The 15,081-nt window shown below is 57.7% G+C and carries 15 protein-coding genes; 3 read left to right on the top strand and 12 right to left on the bottom strand.

Features of this window, described 5'->3' with window-relative positions; all coding sequences use genetic code 11:
- Nucleotides 1–53: 53 nt before the first annotated feature.
- Together HWY05_RS26105 and HWY05_RS26100 are read right to left on the bottom strand one after the other, a co-directional pair.
- Nucleotides 54–2,363, bottom strand: coding sequence for a glycosyl hydrolase family 65 protein (locus HWY05_RS26105; protein WP_244146700.1), 2,310 nt, complete (start codon nt 2,361–2,363; stop codon nt 54–56).
- Nucleotides 2,350–3,102 (bottom strand): HAD family phosphatase, encoded by a 753-nt coding sequence (locus tag HWY05_RS26100; RefSeq protein ID WP_035553066.1) that lies wholly within the window; start codon nt 3,100–3,102, stop codon nt 2,350–2,352. The genes HWY05_RS26105 and HWY05_RS26100 overlap by 14 nt, the downstream gene beginning before the upstream one ends.
- A gap of 435 nt (nt 3,103–3,537) precedes the next feature.
- Here HWY05_RS26100 and HWY05_RS26095 point away from each other — a divergent pair, with 435 nt between their 5' ends.
- A complete protein-coding gene (locus HWY05_RS26095; RefSeq protein WP_035553069.1) occupies nt 3,538–4,194 on the top strand; it encodes a BON domain-containing protein in 657 nt (218 codons plus the stop codon).
- A gap of 22 nt (nt 4,195–4,216) precedes the next feature.
- Here the strand turns inward: HWY05_RS26095 and HWY05_RS26090 are convergent, their stop codons facing one another.
- The 3 genes from HWY05_RS26090 to HWY05_RS26080 form a co-directional block, all read right to left on the bottom strand.
- Nucleotides 4,217–5,419, bottom strand: coding sequence for a L,D-transpeptidase (locus HWY05_RS26090; protein ID WP_244146699.1), 1,203 nt, complete (start codon nt 5,417–5,419; stop codon nt 4,217–4,219).
- A gap of 470 nt (nt 5,420–5,889) precedes the next feature.
- Nucleotides 5,890–6,759 (bottom strand): slipin family protein, encoded by an 870-nt coding sequence (locus HWY05_RS26085; RefSeq protein WP_035553071.1) that lies wholly within the window; start codon nt 6,757–6,759, stop codon nt 5,890–5,892.
- Between the two features lie 73 nt (nt 6,760–6,832).
- The gene (locus tag HWY05_RS26080; protein WP_347880813.1) at nt 6,833–7,447 is read right to left on the bottom strand and encodes a PRC-barrel domain containing protein; all 615 of its coding nucleotides are present in this window, start codon (nt 7,445–7,447) and stop codon (nt 6,833–6,835) included.
- Nucleotides 7,448–8,142: 695 nt separating this feature from the next.
- Between HWY05_RS26080 and HWY05_RS26075 the strand changes: the two genes are divergently transcribed.
- Nucleotides 8,143–8,430, top strand: coding sequence for a hypothetical protein (locus HWY05_RS26075; protein WP_035553076.1), 288 nt, complete (start codon nt 8,143–8,145; stop codon nt 8,428–8,430).
- Nucleotides 8,431–8,845: 415 nt separating this feature from the next.
- Here HWY05_RS26075 and gnd read toward each other — a convergent pair whose 3' ends face one another.
- On the bottom strand, nt 8,846–9,883 hold the full coding sequence (gnd, locus tag HWY05_RS26070; protein ID WP_176060090.1) for a phosphogluconate dehydrogenase (NAD(+)-dependent, decarboxylating): 1,038 nt from the start codon (nt 9,881–9,883) through the stop codon (nt 8,846–8,848).
- Nucleotides 9,884–10,061: 178 nt separating this feature from the next.
- Between gnd and HWY05_RS26065 the strand changes: the two genes are divergently transcribed.
- A complete protein-coding gene (locus HWY05_RS26065; protein ID WP_176060089.1) occupies nt 10,062–10,514 on the top strand; it encodes an ABC transporter permease in 453 nt (150 codons plus the stop codon).
- 274 nt (nt 10,515–10,788) lie between these two features.
- Here HWY05_RS26065 and HWY05_RS26060 read toward each other — a convergent pair whose 3' ends face one another.
- From HWY05_RS26060 to HWY05_RS26035, 6 genes are all read right to left on the bottom strand, one after another.
- Nucleotides 10,789–11,436 carry a BON domain-containing protein gene (locus HWY05_RS26060; RefSeq protein WP_176060088.1) on the bottom strand — a complete coding sequence of 216 codons (648 nt, stop codon included), beginning with the start codon at nt 11,434–11,436 and terminating at the stop codon, nt 10,789–10,791.
- Between the two features lie 176 nt (nt 11,437–11,612).
- A complete protein-coding gene (locus HWY05_RS26055; protein WP_176060087.1) occupies nt 11,613–12,746 on the bottom strand; it encodes an alkene reductase in 1,134 nt (377 codons plus the stop codon).
- 189 nt (nt 12,747–12,935) lie between these two features.
- The gene (locus HWY05_RS26050; RefSeq protein WP_035553084.1) at nt 12,936–13,178 is read right to left on the bottom strand and encodes a hypothetical protein; all 243 of its coding nucleotides are present in this window, start codon (nt 13,176–13,178) and stop codon (nt 12,936–12,938) included.
- 125 nt (nt 13,179–13,303) lie between these two features.
- Entirely contained in the window at nt 13,304–14,023 is a 720-nt protein-coding gene (locus tag HWY05_RS26045; protein ID WP_176060086.1) for a Crp/Fnr family transcriptional regulator, read from the bottom strand.
- 99 nt (nt 14,024–14,122) lie between these two features.
- On the bottom strand, nt 14,123–14,404 hold the full coding sequence (locus tag HWY05_RS26040) for a hypothetical protein (protein ID WP_176060085.1): 282 nt from the start codon (nt 14,402–14,404) through the stop codon (nt 14,123–14,125).
- 57 nt (nt 14,405–14,461) lie between these two features.
- A complete protein-coding gene (locus HWY05_RS26035; protein ID WP_176060084.1) occupies nt 14,462–15,037 on the bottom strand; it encodes a hemerythrin domain-containing protein in 576 nt (191 codons plus the stop codon).
- Between the last annotated feature and the right edge of the window lie 44 nt (nt 15,038–15,081).

Genomic DNA, 15,081 nt, shown 5'->3' with positions numbered 1-15,081 from the left:
TGCGGGTACTGTTCGGTATCTCTATCCAATGTGCAATCCAATATCATCGCTCGTTAAGAGACCGCGTCGGCGAGCGTTTTGATCTTTACCTGAAGAGGCTCCGCGCGACTTAGTGTGAACATCTCGCCATTGCCTAAAACCTTCATTGGGTCACCCGCTTCCATGGCGATGTGAACAATCGCAGTCGGTTCCGATATCCTGATCTTCAGACAACGACTGCGCCACTGCACCGTAAAGGAAAGGCTCTTCCACGCCGCAGGCAACATCGGGGCCAGCGCCAGATGGTCGCTACCAAACGATAGGCCAGCGAAACCAAGGACCGCCATCATCCAGATGCCACCGAGACTTGCAATGTGCACGCCACCTTCCATGGCCGCGTGCCTGTCGTCGAGATCGATGGCCGAGGTCTTGCGAAAGAAGTCGAGCGCGGTCTCAGTGTCACCGAGTCTGGCCGCGACTATGCCGTGCATGGCGCGGCTCAGAGAGCTGCCATGGCCGCACCGCGACGCGTAATATTCGAAGTTCCTCGCGGCGGCGTCGCCAGGAAACTCCGCCGGCAGCAGCGCCAGCAGGGCTACCACATCTGCCTGCTTGACAACCTGGGATCGCTGGGTACGCTCGCGGCCAAGTACGACGTCGATTGGGACTGAACGGCCCGCATAGGCAGCAACATCAATGTCTTCGAGGATGAAAAATCCCGCAAACTGCTCGAACAGACCGGTGTTCGAATCGAAGCCCGTGGCGATCGCCTCTGCAACCTCACCCCAACGCTGTAGTTCAGCCTCGTCGAGTTTCAGTTGACCTGACAGGCATCGCCAACTCTCCGGCCAGCGCTCACGCAGTAATGCAGCAGTTTCAATGGCGCGCCGAATATTCCAACGTGCCATCACGTTAGTAAAAGCGTTGTCGTCGATCGACTCGTGATATTCATCAGGTCCGATCACGCCACGAATATGACAATGGCCATCCGATTCCATCGTCGCGCGGCTTGCCCAGAAGCGGGCGGTCTCCAGAAGAATCTCGGCGCCGGCCTCGCGCAGGAACGCATCATCTCCGGTGATATGCCAGTATTGCCAGACGGCGTACGCAATGTCCGCGCTGATATGTTGTTCCTGCTTGCCGCAGTTGACATCCACAAGCTTTCGATCAGGGCCGACGACTTGAGAGGGGCACGCCTCCACACCGGTATCGGCCGATTCCCAGGCATACAACGCACCCTGCCAGCCCATTGCCGCTGCTTTCGCGCGTGCTCCGCCAAGCGTATGGAAGCGATACATCAACAATGCTCGTGCTGCCTGAGGCCACGTCAACGTATAGAACGGCAGCAGATAGATTTCCGTGTCCCAGAAGACGTGCCCGTGATAGTCGTCGCCCGTCAGCGCCCTCGCAGCGATCGAAACATGTTCGTCCGCTGGATTGGCCGCACCATTCAGATGGTAGAGCGCGAAGCGCAAAGCCTGTTGCGCGACCGGATCGCCCTCAACCTCGACGTCGCTGCATGCCCAGCGGTTATCCCACGCCCGCTCGTGCGCCGCTACCACGGCTGGCCAGCCCAGAATCTGCGCAGACTCCAGGGCTTCCTGTGCGCCGCGAGCAGGAGCGATATCATTCTTGCCGGCGCGTGTTATGGCCACCGTTCGCGCGAGACATATAACCTGCCCCGGGCTCGACGTCCACTTCCACGACCATTGCGACAGGCCGCATACGGTAGAAGGAACAAGCTGCCGATCAATTTGCAGGGATACTGCGGTGGCGACCGCGAGGCGTGTACCGGAGGATTCCCCACGCCATACGCTGAGACCGTGCTCCGCCCGGTCGGATAATAGTCCGATATCTACCGCATCGATCGACGCGTCCAGTGTGACCTCGATCCCACCCTGTTCCATCTCCAGCATGATGATCTGCATTCCAATCGCGCGCTGGCTCAGAGAAGCGATATGGAAACTCCGCAACCTGACGCCGGAAGCAGACGCGTTCGACAGGCGCGCCCTGCCGATCACAGCGCCACGTCGCATGTCGAGGATCCTCTCCTGCCCCGTTGCGTCCTCGATGTGGTGTATCAGAGGTTCCCCTTGCAGCAGGATCCGGACCTTCATCCAGTCGGGCGCCACGGCGAGTCTCGGGATGTCCGGATCTTCACCCGCTTTATCGAACAGTCCGGCGACGAGTGTGCGCGAGGTGGCTACCCAGCGACCGCCACGGCGTATCGCCCGCGCGCCGCGCACGCCTAAAAAGCCGTTACTGATTGCGAAACGCGCGGCGCGGCTTCCTTCAAGCAAAGCGTCGTAGCCTTCTTCCCGCACGATCCAGCTCGAATCGGCGGTTGGGCGCATCACCTGATCTAACTGTTCAGGACTTTTCATAGATCCGCCGGTAAAGCCTTCCACGAGACAGTTGATCGAGATCGATCTCGTCCAGACTGCTCACGACCAGATTGGCGCCCGCCGCCCAGAGCGACTTCGCGTCATCCAGCCGGGCGACCCCAAGTGCTGCCATGCCACCCGCGCGGGCGGCCTCGATACCAGCCGGCGCATCCTCGACCACGACGCAGTTCTCGGGCGCTGCCGGCAACTCCGCGGCAGCGAGCAGGAATATCGCCGGATCCGGCTTGCCGGCAGGCAAATCCCGGCCGCAGACATTGGCACCAAATACGTCGAAGAGGTTGTGGTGGTCATCAAGCCGGATGCGTCGCATCATGTCGTTAGCGTTCTTCGACGATGACGCGACGGCAATCGGAAAGCCGAGTGCCCTCACAGCATTCACGAAACGAAGCGCGTCTGCAAAAGCCGACACCGCGCCGGTGCCGATGAGCACCTCCAACCGCCTTTGCTTGCTCTCTGCATAGGCTTCAGCACGTTGCGCGGCGTTCGGCACCCCTAGCGCTTGCAGCGCTGCGAGCGCGCCACTCAGCCGCGGCTTTCCGGCCACCTGGGACTGGTACATCGCCGTGGTGAATTTCGCCTCATCGGCGAAGCCCTTGAGTGCTTCGCGCCAGGCACGTTCGTGAGGAGACGCGAGCAGCACGCCGTCGACATCAAAAATGCCGGCGGACAACGTGTCGTGGGGGGGCGGCGTGGGGGCGCGGGCTTGGCGACCTGTCATAGCATGGCATCTGTCCAAAATGATGGCGGGCGGGCGCAATCAACCGGGTGTAACTAACCTTGACTCCGAAAATCGAGTCACGTCTGGATGCACAGTAGCCGACAGACGCCCGACACAACAGGCTCGGAAAACACTCAAGCCGTCCAGTTCGCGGTTTGCTCAATAACTGAACGATTGGCGGGAGTCCGTTCCGCGTGGATGGGAAGCATCCGATCCACGCCGGCGGGCCAGATGCCTAAGCGCGGAGACCTGAGTAGTTTCCGACTCTGTCGCGCTAACGTGAGCCGTCCTACCATCATAAAAATAGAAACAGTTGCTTCTTCAGCGTCAGCGCAGGCTTGCGCAGAGGATGCGCCGGAGGTGCCTTTTTTCACGCCCTGAATGCGCTCAACGTTCTCGGTTCATCATCCCTTCATCAATTTTCGAGGAGACATCATGGCAGTCATCTATGACGACACCAAGCTGCAACAGGCTGTCCTTGCAGAGCTTGCATGGGAGCCGAGTGTAACGGCTGCTCATATCGGTGTGACCGCAGTCTCTGGCGTTGTTACGCTAACCGGTCACGTCGAGAGCTTCGCGGAGAAACATGCGGCGGAAACGGCCGCCGCCCGCGTGAAGGGAGTCGAGGCAGTAGCCGAAGAAATTGAGGTCCGACTGGGTTTCGACTCACAGCGCAGCGATAACGATATCGCGGCAGCAGTGGTCAATCGACTTGACTGGGACGTCGCCGTACCAAGGGATGCAATCAAGGTGAAGGTCGAAAACGGCTGGATCACCCTGAGCGGAGAGGTAGACTGGAATTTCCAGAGACAGGCAGCCGTCCAGGACGTACGCAGACTGCTAGGGGTCGTCGGTGTGTCAAATCAGATCGCGATCAAAGCCGGGGTCGATGTTTTGCAGGTGCGCGGAAACCTCATGCACGCCCTTTATCGCTCCTGGTCCGACCCACAGAACATCACGGTAACCGCGGACGGTGGAACAGTGCGGCTGACCGGCACTGCCCGAACGCCGCATGATCGCAACCTTGCCGCGATGACCGCGTGGTCGACACCCGGGGCAACCGCGGTGGTGAATGACATTACGATCGCGTAGCAACTGACCCGCTTGCGTAACTTCAGTCCGCGGTATTCCCGTGGGCGGGAAATTGCGAGCGGGCCTTTCCGTCTGGCAGCGGTGACCACCCCGGCCGCGCACTCTGAGCTGAATCGATGATCACCAGATAATGTCCGGCCCATGGCGTCGGAGTGCGTCTGGGCTTCAATATCCACAGCGATTGGCCCGCTGCCACCCGCGCTTCATAGTCCGCGTCAAGAATTCCGTGGTTGTCAAAGAAGACATTCAGCGCGGCTGGAATGCGAACACACCCCTTTGAATGACGAACGCCGAGGACGGGCTCCAGCTTGTCCGGATCCGTCGCGTGCATCTGGAACCGCATCTGGGACTTCCCGCCCTTTCCCCACCCTCGTTCGCCCTGGGCCCAGCCGAAATCGTAGATGCGCATATCACGAGCACCATAGCCCCGAATCTTGAATTCGTTGAGCGTCCCTTCCGAGCGAAAGTCCATATTCCGCGGCGTATGTTCGAACACGCCCAGAGGCGTGATGAAGTGATCGTAACTTCCAGGAAGACCAGTTGACACCGGCGTTGCTCCGAGCATCCGCCAGATGCCATCCGGCTTTGCCCGAAAGTAGATGAATAGCGCCTGCACGTTCTTGCTGCGATCGACAAGCACAACATACTCGTTTGCGATCGATCCAACGGAGTTTTGCTGCAGGGCCTGCTGCAACTTTGCGCCATAGAACAATTGTGCGGCTGCTGGGACGTTTAGCCGTCTTTCAACTTCCTTCGCGAAAGTCTTGCCCATTTCACTGGCGCCGGCGGGGTCGAGCGCTTGTGCCTGTGCCTCATTAGGCACGACCAGGTCAGGCGTAGCGTCGACATTCGGATCGCCATCTGATTTAATCTGCCCTGGCTGCGCCGCGTCACCGGTTGAAGGGATAGATGATGCTGTACCTGCGCCGATACCGTCATTCGACGAGTAGATATCGTCGGACGATATGGGTACGCGAGAATCGCGTAAAACCCAGCGCGTTCGCATTGCGTCGACTTTAAGAATCCATTTGGCCTTGTCACGCCTACTTCCGAACCCCTGTATGACGTGTTGCTGCTCACCGGTCGCCGCCACCGGACGCGCATTGGAAGCTTGCGCTGGATCAACACTGCTACTTGCGCGGTTCAATTGCACTGTTGCTGCTAGAACTGCAACCAGTGCTAAAGCTGCCGCGCCAATCCGATACGTCACTATGCCGTTTTTCACGTTGAATTTTCGCTATGTCGCCTGCCAGCACTCAAGTGACGTCATGAAGGGCACGGCCGTTTTATTTCAAACGATGCAATATTGGCCATCGTGGTTTTGGTGATTGCTACCAGTGCATCGCTCGCAAAGAAACCGTGACGGCAGTGGCCAAGACGTTCGGAAAGTCAGGAAGCGCTCGAAAACATTGTCGTCGATCACTTCGTATGAGATGACGGATCTCGCACTTCCGAAGAACACTCGCATACCTGAAGTCACGCGTTGTTGCTGCGCGACTTCACGCGCACCGGCGCGAGTACCGGCATGATCTGCCCGAGCGTGCCTGAGGATTGGTTCCGCAGTGTGATAGTACGGCGCCTGCGAGACATCATCCATTCAAGCAGGCACGTGCACACTCGCGTCGATGTCGAAAAATATTTGCGTTTCATCATGACTCCCTTCGAATCATCTAGATCTTGCTGTGAGGACTGACTTTAAGCGGCGGTCTTAAGCGGTGTGACGGGCGCACCTGCGAGATCATTTCCCGCGATCGCCAGTGCAAGCGCCGGATTCAGGCTATCAACCATCGACGTCGGCATCAGAATCGTCGCTCCGCGTTCTTTAGTCGTTTCGTAGATGATGTTCATGGCACGCAACTGGAGCGCACCGGGTTGCTTTTCATAAACTCTCGCAGCCTCAACGAAGTTCGCTGCGATTGCGGCTTCCGCAGAACCCAAAATGACGCGAGCCTGCTTTTCCCGCTCGGCCTGTGCCTGACGCGACATCGCGTCTTGCAAGGCAACCGGAATCGCCACGTCGCGGATTTCAACTGAGCCGACTGCGATACCCCACGCCGCTGTCTTGCCGCCGATCTCGTCTCGCAGATGAGCATCCGCAACGGTGCGATCCGACAGAAGCGTTGCCAACATCGAAGAGCCGATCAGTTCGCGTAGCGTCGTCTGGGCGACACGGTCGATTGCCTGACGGTAATCCGTGATGGATAGCGCGGCTTTCTGTGCATCGCAAACATGCCAGAAAATGATCGCGTCGACGTTGACAGGTACCGTGTCCTTCGTCAGTGCCTGCTCCGCATTGAACGCGGTCGTCTGGATCCGTTCGTCGATGATGGCGACCACACTGTCCAGAACGGGAATGATCATGAAGAAGCCCGCGCCTCTTACGCTCTGCAATTTTCCGACGCGCAAGATCACGAACTTTTCCCAAACATTCGCTACCTTGACGGACATGACGACGAGAAAAGCAATGATAAAGAGCGGGATCCCAGCGTAGACATTCACCAATGCGCCAGTTGCAAGCCCGGCGAGTACGAAGACTGTGGAAATTAGCAGCGTGATTGGATTCATTACACTCTTCTTCGAAACAGACAGCGTGTTCAGGTGAACATTCTGCCGGATGCAACCCACACATCCGAGGGGGTTATCTCTCGCTTGCCGGCTCGAGTGGCGCGCTATCCTGGCTTTCTTCCGGCAGCCAATACTCATGTTGCCCGTAGTGTTTGTGTAGCCGCTCCTCGAAGGATCTATCGATCGGAAACTTGCCGCTGAATGCCGGACTGCCTTTTATTTCATCCCGTGTCAACTGCGTCGACACGGTCGATCCGATCCAATCTATATGGTTCAGCCAGCGGGTGGAAATCAACACTTCCTTGCCCCCTGGCCACCAGTTTCTCGTATCGACGATCAGGTATCGGATGACCCACGCAGCGTCGTCGAACACGAAGCCGTGAACATGGCCAATTCCGCCGTCCGGCGCCTCGATGCCATAGCCCTTGATTGCGCGGGTGCTGCGCAAATGGGTGTCTTCGGTGCGTGCGTCCTCTTCATGCTCAAGTCGCCGCATTCGCGCATCGATTTCGACGTCTGGTGCTGCACTCACGGACCCGAAGGACGGATAGGCGCCCATGCCCCACACGTAGGCACCACCCCAATACGGCGGATAGCCGTAATAGCCAAGGTAGTCGATCTCATGCTGGCGCGACACGGGCTTATGCGTATCGATGTCCGGACAGTCCTTGACCTGCTGACGAGTCACATTTACCTTGATCGTCCCAACATCCTGACTGTTCGACTCGAACGAGTAGGGTGAGATCAGGACACGATCTCTATCGAACCAGTGCCCTGTTTCGACGATCAGCTAACGGACGCCCCACGCCTCGTCGTCAAAATAGACCTCGTCGACGCTGCCGATTCCGCCATCACGCGCCATCACCGGGTTTCCGTAAAGGCTCTCAATGCTTCGCAACATAGTCGATGCTCCCTGCTCCGATTCAGCTAAAGCCCTTCCAATTGAGATAGGCTCGAATGTCCGGCGATCCGCTTTGACGACGCAGACTGGTCAAAGTGAATACGCGACGGCTTCCTGTAACTCGATAGTAGAGATTTGGAGATCATGTCGATAGCGTCGGAAACTACTTAGCGACCCGCTACCAAAGCGTTGCGCTCTCGTCGCAAAGCGCTATCAGAGCGGGTCGGTCACGGCGCACACCGCTTCCTGATCTGATAAGGCCGGAAACTACGCAGCGGGAGCGGTTCGATGCCCGACCCTGGGTGCCCTACAACAGCGACAAACGGTCAATGGAGACTCACGACACTTGAACATGACAAAAATTCAAATGAGCCCGTTTTTCTGATCGATAGCGTACAGACTCGAAATCAAAAGCAGTACAAAATGTGTCGCATGAATGTCACTCGATACCGATTACAGCCGACGTTCCTGAGGGCACTGTCATGACTATTCCCACCACCCAATACAAAGGCTATGAGCTGCGCGCCTACACTCATCAAGCCTTCCCTCCTTTCGACGACCCTTATGCACAAGGTCCAAGGCGATTTTCCTCAGTCGTGCGCATTGACGCCAACCCACCAACCGATATCGAAGCGCGCCGCTTTTCGACCGTGTTCGACGGGGTGCCCCCTTCCAACCCGGACGCAGCGATCGCTCTTGCGATGCAGTTCGGCAAAGATATCGTTGACGGCAAGGTGCAGGCAAAAGAACTGCCTGTGACAGTGTCGTGAACTCTGCCGCACGAGCCTTCTCAGGCTATTCACCGAGTTCAAGGGCCTGCCACGTGCTCGCGTCTAGCACGCCTTTGCAATTCAAGCCCGCGTGCTGCATGTCTCTTTACAGACCGTAACGCTCTCGCAGGCTGTCCCGGGTGCGCTGTCTCGCCGAGTTGGAACAAACGGCCAGCGGTGCCGGCTGGTGTCGAAACCGGTACAGCGAGACTCCGAACATCAATCCCATTCCTAATACGATTCCAATAATTGCGGAGGTCATATCTATTTCTCCGAGTTGATGTACAGCCGAGAAAGTGCTTGCGCTCGAGCATCTGGCGCCCGGCGCCCGGCACGTCGATTTTGTGGAGGGCAAGATAGTACACGCGCTATTCTGCGAAGAAGACGAGCACGTCCGACCGAGGCGCGAACATCTTCAGGCTCTGGCTTTCGGCGCTGATCTCTCGAGATGGCCTCCAAATTCATTGCGCATGGCTGACAATATTTTCGAAGCAAAGTCGGCGTCTCCTCGCGAGCTAAAGCGCTCAAAGAGTGCGGCGCTCAACACGGGAGCCGGTACGGCTTCATCAATAGCGGCCATGATCGTCCAGCGACCTTCGCCGGAGTCCGACACCCTGCCCTCATATTTCGCCAGCGCGGGATCGTCCTGAAGAGCGGCTGCGGTAAGGTCCAGCAACCAGGAACCGATGACGCTGCCTCGACGCCACACTTCGGCAATTTCGGGCAAATCAAGCGTGTATTGGTAATACTCCGGGTTTCGCAGCGGTGTCGTTTCAGCGTCGGCATCGCCTGTCCGCGTACCTGCGTTCGCGTTATGCAAGATATTCAGCCCCTCGGCATAGGCGGCCATGATCCCGTATTCAATGCCGTTATGAACCATCTTGACGAAATGGCCGGCGCCGTGCACGCCACAATGCAGGTAACCTTGGTCGGCGGTACGCTCGAGGCTGCCGTCCTTGCTTCTCCCTTGTGTGACGGGGACGTCACCCGCGCCCGGCGCGAGTGCCGCAAAGATTGGTGCAAGACGCTGCACGACGTTTTTTTCTCCGCCAATCATAAGGCAGTAGCCACGGTTGAGGCCAAATACGCCACCGCTCGTTCCTACATCGACGTGATGAATCTCTCGGGATCTCAGCTCAGCGCTACGGCGAATATCATCGCGGTAGTACGAATTCCCTCCATCGATCACGATGTCGCCTGAATCGAGCAGCGGCGTAAGTTTCGCCAGTTCCTGATCGACGACGGCAGCGGGTACCATCAGCCAGATTGCGCGCGGTTTGGTCAAACGGGAAACGAAGTTTTCCAGAGAGTCAGCGCCTATAGCACCGAGTGCCTGAAGTTCTTTCACTACGTCCTCGTGAGAGCCGTACACGACACATTCCTGATCTTTCTGCAGAAGGCGGCGCACCATATTGCTGCCCATGCGCCCAAGTCCAATCATTCCTACTTGCACAGTGAGTCTCCTTGGAGGTCTGTTGAGGCAACCGGGAGCGTTTCACCCGGATCCGTCTGACACTGTTTGTTCGGCGGACGTCCAATTGGAACGCTATCGTCCTTGATGATAGGCGTCGCGCGTTTGACTGGGCAGGTTCGGAAACTACTCATCTTCACGCTGTCGATGCATTACGTTCATGCAATTCGAAGGAAAACGAACCAGTCGCCTTTTTGCAATGAAGGCCGGCGAACAGCTATCAGCCATGGAGATGATGGCGGTCGACCCGATCAAGGTCGTCATTGCGCCGCGGATGCCGGCAGGCGTAATCGCAATGCCGCTCCTCGCCGCCATTTTCAATGCCGTAGGCGTGATCGGTGGCTATATCGTCGGTGTTGTAATGATTGGCGTCGATTCCGGCGCTTTCTGGTCACAGATGCAAGGCGGCGTCGGTGTTTGGCGAGATGTCAGAAACGGTGTGGTAAAGAGTATCGTCTTTGGCTTTGCGGCGACCTTCATCTCCCTCTACCAGGGGTACGAAGCGCAACCGACCCCGGGAGGCGTGTCGAGTGCAACAATCAGAACGGTAGTCTATTCGTCACTTGCCCTGCTTGGCCTTGACTTTATGATGACTGCGCTGATGTTCAACTAACTCGGGCAAGCACTTCCGATCTACACAAACCATGCGATTCATTCAGCGGAGTTGCCGTAAACGAGAAATTGCTATCTCGAAGTCGCGGAGATTCTCCTCTACCGTCTTGAGACAAGACAGTAACGATATCGGCGTACGGAGAGAACTTTGTCGATGTGAATGCTGCCCGGCAGGATGCGCGATGTTGATATGACATTGCGCAATCCAGCATACCTGCCGTTCTGGTCAAATGACCCGCCAACTGTGCCCATCAAGTTGGCGGCTACAGGCTTCTTCAGGCGACAGTAATCTTGTTATTGACAGAAGTGGTGCCAGGCGCGGCCCAGGCGGCGGCGCTCGCCTCCTCCCGTTCGTACCAGGACTCAACGCTACCGGTCAGATTCACTTTGCCACCCTGCGCGGTCACGGTGATTGAGGCGGGGTCAAACCACGCCCGGTCCAATGCAACCAGGATGTTGTGCCGGATCTCCGATGTGTTGGGTCTCGGCTTGATGGTGATGTCGTTTGACAGGCCGACAACACCTAGAATGCTGCGAACATCATCCACCGCAGCTTGTTGCTGGTAATGCCAATCGACTTCGCCGGTGAGGGTGACGCGGCCTTTTTCGACTTTCACTTTAACGGTGTCGACTGGAACGGACGAATCCCATTTCAGACGATTGACCGCCGCGGACGCGATTTCTTCGTCGCCGTACCGTACGCAAGACGGCAACTGAACCGCGATCTCCTCGGCAACCGCCTTGACGTCCTTGACCCGGCGCGTAGCCTTCTCCGCCGCAAATTTTTCCGGGAAGGTCCCGACATGACCCATGAGCGTCACGACGCCGGATTTTGCGGTTACGCCGATATGAGCGGCATTGACACTCGGCTCCCACTGCAGTTCGTCAAGGACGGCCTGTTTCAACTGTTTATCGTCAGACATGGCAATTTCCCTACGTTATTGTGCAACTCGTGGCGCTCTCACTTAGAGCGGCTTTCGCCCGTGAGAGAACATGACTCGGAGGCGACTTCAACCGGTCAGCCCTTTCCGAGATTGGCATGGCGCCGCGACCGGTAGCGGTTGTTGTTATCCTTGCGCCGGCGCCAGGCCGGGGGTTCTCATGCCAGGTCTATCGCGGCACGGGTTTGTTCAAGGGTGGGGTAATCGGTATACCCATGGGCACCGCCACCATAGAACGTTTCCTGACCCATGAGGCTGTTCAACGGGGCGTTCAACTTCAGGCGCTCGACCAGGTCCGGGTTGGCCATGAACAGTCGTCCAAATGACACCAGGTCGACGCGGCCGCTTTCCACCGCGACCATCGCCATCTTCCGGTCATAGCCGTTCTTGACCATCCACACGCCGTCGAAACGATCATGCAAGGCCGCGTAATCGAACGCGAAACTGTCCCTTGCCCCACCGGTCTCGCCTTCCACGATGTGCATATACGCCAAACCAAAGTAGTTGAGCGCTTCGACGACATGATTGAAGAGCGCCTGCGGATCGCTGTCCCGTGAATCACCGGCGGTTGAGACCGGGGATAGTCGAACGCCCAGCCGATCGGCGCCAATAGCGTCCGCACAGGCCTTGGTGACCTCGAGGAGCAGCCTCGAGCGGTTCCCGATCGAGCCGCCATAGGCGTCAGTACGATGATTGGTTCCGTCGCGTAGAAAGGCGTCGAGCAGGTAGCCGTGGGCACCATGTAGTTCGACGCCATCGAAGCCGGCCTCGATGGCGCGGGTAGAGGCGTAGCGGAAGTCCTTGATAATGCCGGGGATCTCGTCTACCGTGAGCGCCCGCGGCATCGATACATCGACGAAGCCCCGCCCGGCCAGGAACGTGTTCGTATTGGCGCGGATTGCAGAAGGGGCCACAGGGGCCTGACCGTTTTTCTGGAAGCTTGTGTGTGAGACACGGCCGGTGTGCCACAACTGAACCACCATGACGCCGCCTGCGGCGTGCACAGCGTCAGTGACCTTTCGCCAACCTCGTACCTGATCGTCAGTAAAGCAACCCGGCGTACCTGCGTAGCCCTGCGCCTGCTCGGATATCTGCGTGGCTTCCGCGATAATCAGACCGGCCGTGGCGCGTTGGACGTAATAGTCGAGAGCAAACGGTCCTGGCATCAAGCCCAGCCCCGCGCGATTTCGGGTGAGCGGGGCCATGACGATACGATTAGCGAGTTCGAACGCACCCGCACGCGCGGGTTCGAATAGCGCTCCAATCGAGCGGGTCTGATAAGACTTTTCCATACTGAAACTCCCGGATGGTCGACTGCGAATCGCGCCGATACAAGGCGCTATATCGGCGGCACTAAGGTATCGGATGCCAACATGTCCACTATCGTCGCGCGAAGACGGAGATGCTGGATCGGCGCGAGATCGAAAGACGCGTGGCGTAAGCCGGCGAAGCCGCGCAGGCTTCGCTCAAACTGTCGAAAGCTACACTCTTATGGTCCGCGACATCTTGAGATCTATCCAGACCATACCTTCGCGCAGCCCATAAAGAACAGCGTCCTGTTCAGTGTCGAACGTTCTCTCGGCCTTGTACTCGTGGGCAAATTCGCCTGCGTCACCGTGAATCGTCATATGAATCTCGCAACTGAAGCCGCCGTATGACTCGCGTGTATCAGCTCTCACCGCCCAATTTCCCCTTTCGTCTGTGATTTTTCCTGAAAGGTTCATGAAATTCACCTCAAAAGTTTGTGGTCGCGCCGGCTAGCCGGGGGCAGGTCACCCGGAGCGCACGGAAGTGGCGAACAGCATGCCTATCTCGCTGCACTGCTCTTGCCAATATCGAATCGAGCAACTCAAAGCGCCATCAGATCCGGCAACAGTCGATCGAATTCGCGTTTGACGACGCCATAACATTCGCACACCCGCTGCTCCAACGCCGGTCTGTCAAGCACCTCGATATGGCCGTGGCTGTAGCGAATCAGCCCTGCATCCTGAAGTTTCATCGCCGCCTCGGTGACGCCTGCCCGCCTCACTCCGAGCATATTGGCAATCAGTTCCTGAGTCATTTTCAACTCGTTCGACGGAAGACGGTCCATGCTAAGCAATAACCAACGGCATAGTTGCTGGTCGATCGAATGGTGGCGATTGCAAACCGCTGTCTGAGCCATCTGTGTGATCAATGCCTGGGTATAGCGAAGGAACAGGCGCTGCACGGGTCCTGCCCGACCGAACTCGTCTTTCAGGACCCGCGCATCCAGCCGATACGCCCAACCCGCGCTTTGCACAACCGCACGGCTAGGCGTAGTCTCTCCGCCCATGAACAGGGCAATGCCGACGAGGCCCTCGTTGCCGACAATCGAAATCTCGGCAGACGCGCCGTCCTCCATGACGTAAAGCAGGGACACGATCGAGGTCGTGGGGAAGTAGGCGCGGCTCAATTGCTGCCCTGACTCATAAACAACCCGTCCCAACGGCATGTCGACCAGCACGAGATGCGCGCTAACGCGCGCCCACTCCGCTTCGGGAAGCGCCGCAAGCAGGTGATTACCGCGAGGATCATGCCCGTCTATCATTTGCTATTTCCGAAATCGATAATGATCCATGCCGCTTCCGCGGAATCTATGGCGACGCAGTCGACATCCAACGACCCGGCTGGATGAACTGCGTGGGTATCAACTATGCGCAAACGAATCTCCGAGTATCTCGTCACGCTCAGCGGCATCGGATAGAAAAAACTCCTTTCTAGCCTCGTCAACGACCTTCCGGACGTATCCGCCGTACCCCGTGCCGCCAAATTCTTCCATATCCCAGTTGCGCGCATGCACATCGAGCGAATGAGGTTTCGGCATTGGAATGGCAATCTCAGGCAGTCCCGTTATCCTTGTCGGGCTTGGCTGCAGCCGCTGCTGGACTTGCTGCCGGATCTGCTCGCGGCTAAGGAATTTCTTCGACATGATGGGGCTCCGGACGGGCGAACGTCCGCTAATAGCGAACGTAAAATAGAAATCGGCTCAATAAAGAGATTCCGCGGACACTGCAGTCGCCTCCGCATTAATGACTCGAAATAGCTCGGCGAACCGCTCGTCTGGCTCGTTGTCGAAAAGCGGATCAGGCCGCGCTTGCGAACCTGCGCCCTCGACAGTGCGCCAATCTGCCTCGCTAAGACTCTTCTGCGCTGCGGGGAATAGTGTCAACTCCTCAACGACCATGTTGTGCCGTAGCCGCTCTGCGTAGAGTCGTATTCGAATATCCACTAACTCCTGCGACATGTTTTCTCCCCGGACTGCAGATTCCAGGTCGCGCAACAGGTCACGACCGTTCCGGATCAGCGTCGCATGCTGCGATTCGATCTCTTCGCCGATGTCGACGGGTAACGCCTTTTTTTCCAGAAGCACCTCGACCATCCGGTCTTCAATAACGTGATGGTCCACGTCCGGAAAGCGCGTCAGGTAACACAACGCATCGACCAGCAACGCGACATTTGGCGCGCCGGCGTCGGTACGCAGGCATGACTGATGGTTCAGCAGGCGCACAAGCCGCGCAAGCCTGACATGCTCCGTGTGCAGCTTTGCGATAACGGTGCTCATGACATACCTCCCGACCTCATTTGCTTTCATCATAGTGCCGGGCT

This window comes from Paraburkholderia sp. BCC1876, assembly GCF_902833695.1.
Lineage (GTDB): Bacteria > Pseudomonadota > Gammaproteobacteria > Burkholderiales > Burkholderiaceae > Paraburkholderia.
The sequence above is the reverse complement of the archived record's forward strand: the minus strand, read 5'-3'. Positions and strand labels throughout refer to the sequence as shown.

Excerpts from the sequence above, each read along its gene's own strand:
- HWY05_RS26105 (WP_244146700.1), bottom strand. The coding sequence starts at position 2,363 with ATGAAAAGTCCTGAACAGTTAGATCAGGTGATGCGCCCAACCGCCGAT.
- HWY05_RS26100 (WP_035553066.1), bottom strand. The coding sequence starts at position 3,102 with ATGACAGGTCGCCAAGCCCGCGCCCCCACGCCGCCCCCCCACGACACG.
- HWY05_RS26095 (WP_035553069.1), top strand. The coding sequence starts at position 3,538 with ATGGCAGTCATCTATGACGACACCAAGCTGCAACAGGCTGTCCTTGCA.
- HWY05_RS26085 (WP_035553071.1), bottom strand. The coding sequence starts at position 6,759 with ATGAATCCAATCACGCTGCTAATTTCCACAGTCTTCGTACTCGCCGGG.
- HWY05_RS26075 (WP_035553076.1), top strand. The coding sequence starts at position 8,143 with ATGACTATTCCCACCACCCAATACAAAGGCTATGAGCTGCGCGCCTAC.
- HWY05_RS26065 (WP_176060089.1), top strand. The coding sequence starts at position 10,062 with ATGCAATTCGAAGGAAAACGAACCAGTCGCCTTTTTGCAATGAAGGCC.
- HWY05_RS26060 (WP_176060088.1), bottom strand. The coding sequence starts at position 11,436 with ATGTCTGACGATAAACAGTTGAAACAGGCCGTCCTTGACGAACTGCAG.
- HWY05_RS26055 (WP_176060087.1), bottom strand. The coding sequence starts at position 12,746 with ATGGAAAAGTCTTATCAGACCCGCTCGATTGGAGCGCTATTCGAACCC.
- HWY05_RS26050 (WP_035553084.1), bottom strand. The coding sequence starts at position 13,178 with ATGAACCTTTCAGGAAAAATCACAGACGAAAGGGGAAATTGGGCGGTG.
- HWY05_RS26045 (WP_176060086.1), bottom strand. The coding sequence starts at position 14,023 with ATGATAGACGGGCATGATCCTCGCGGTAATCACCTGCTTGCGGCGCTT.
- HWY05_RS26040 (WP_176060085.1), bottom strand. The coding sequence starts at position 14,404 with ATGTCGAAGAAATTCCTTAGCCGCGAGCAGATCCGGCAGCAAGTCCAG.
- HWY05_RS26035 (WP_176060084.1), bottom strand. The coding sequence starts at position 15,037 with ATGAGCACCGTTATCGCAAAGCTGCACACGGAGCATGTCAGGCTTGCG.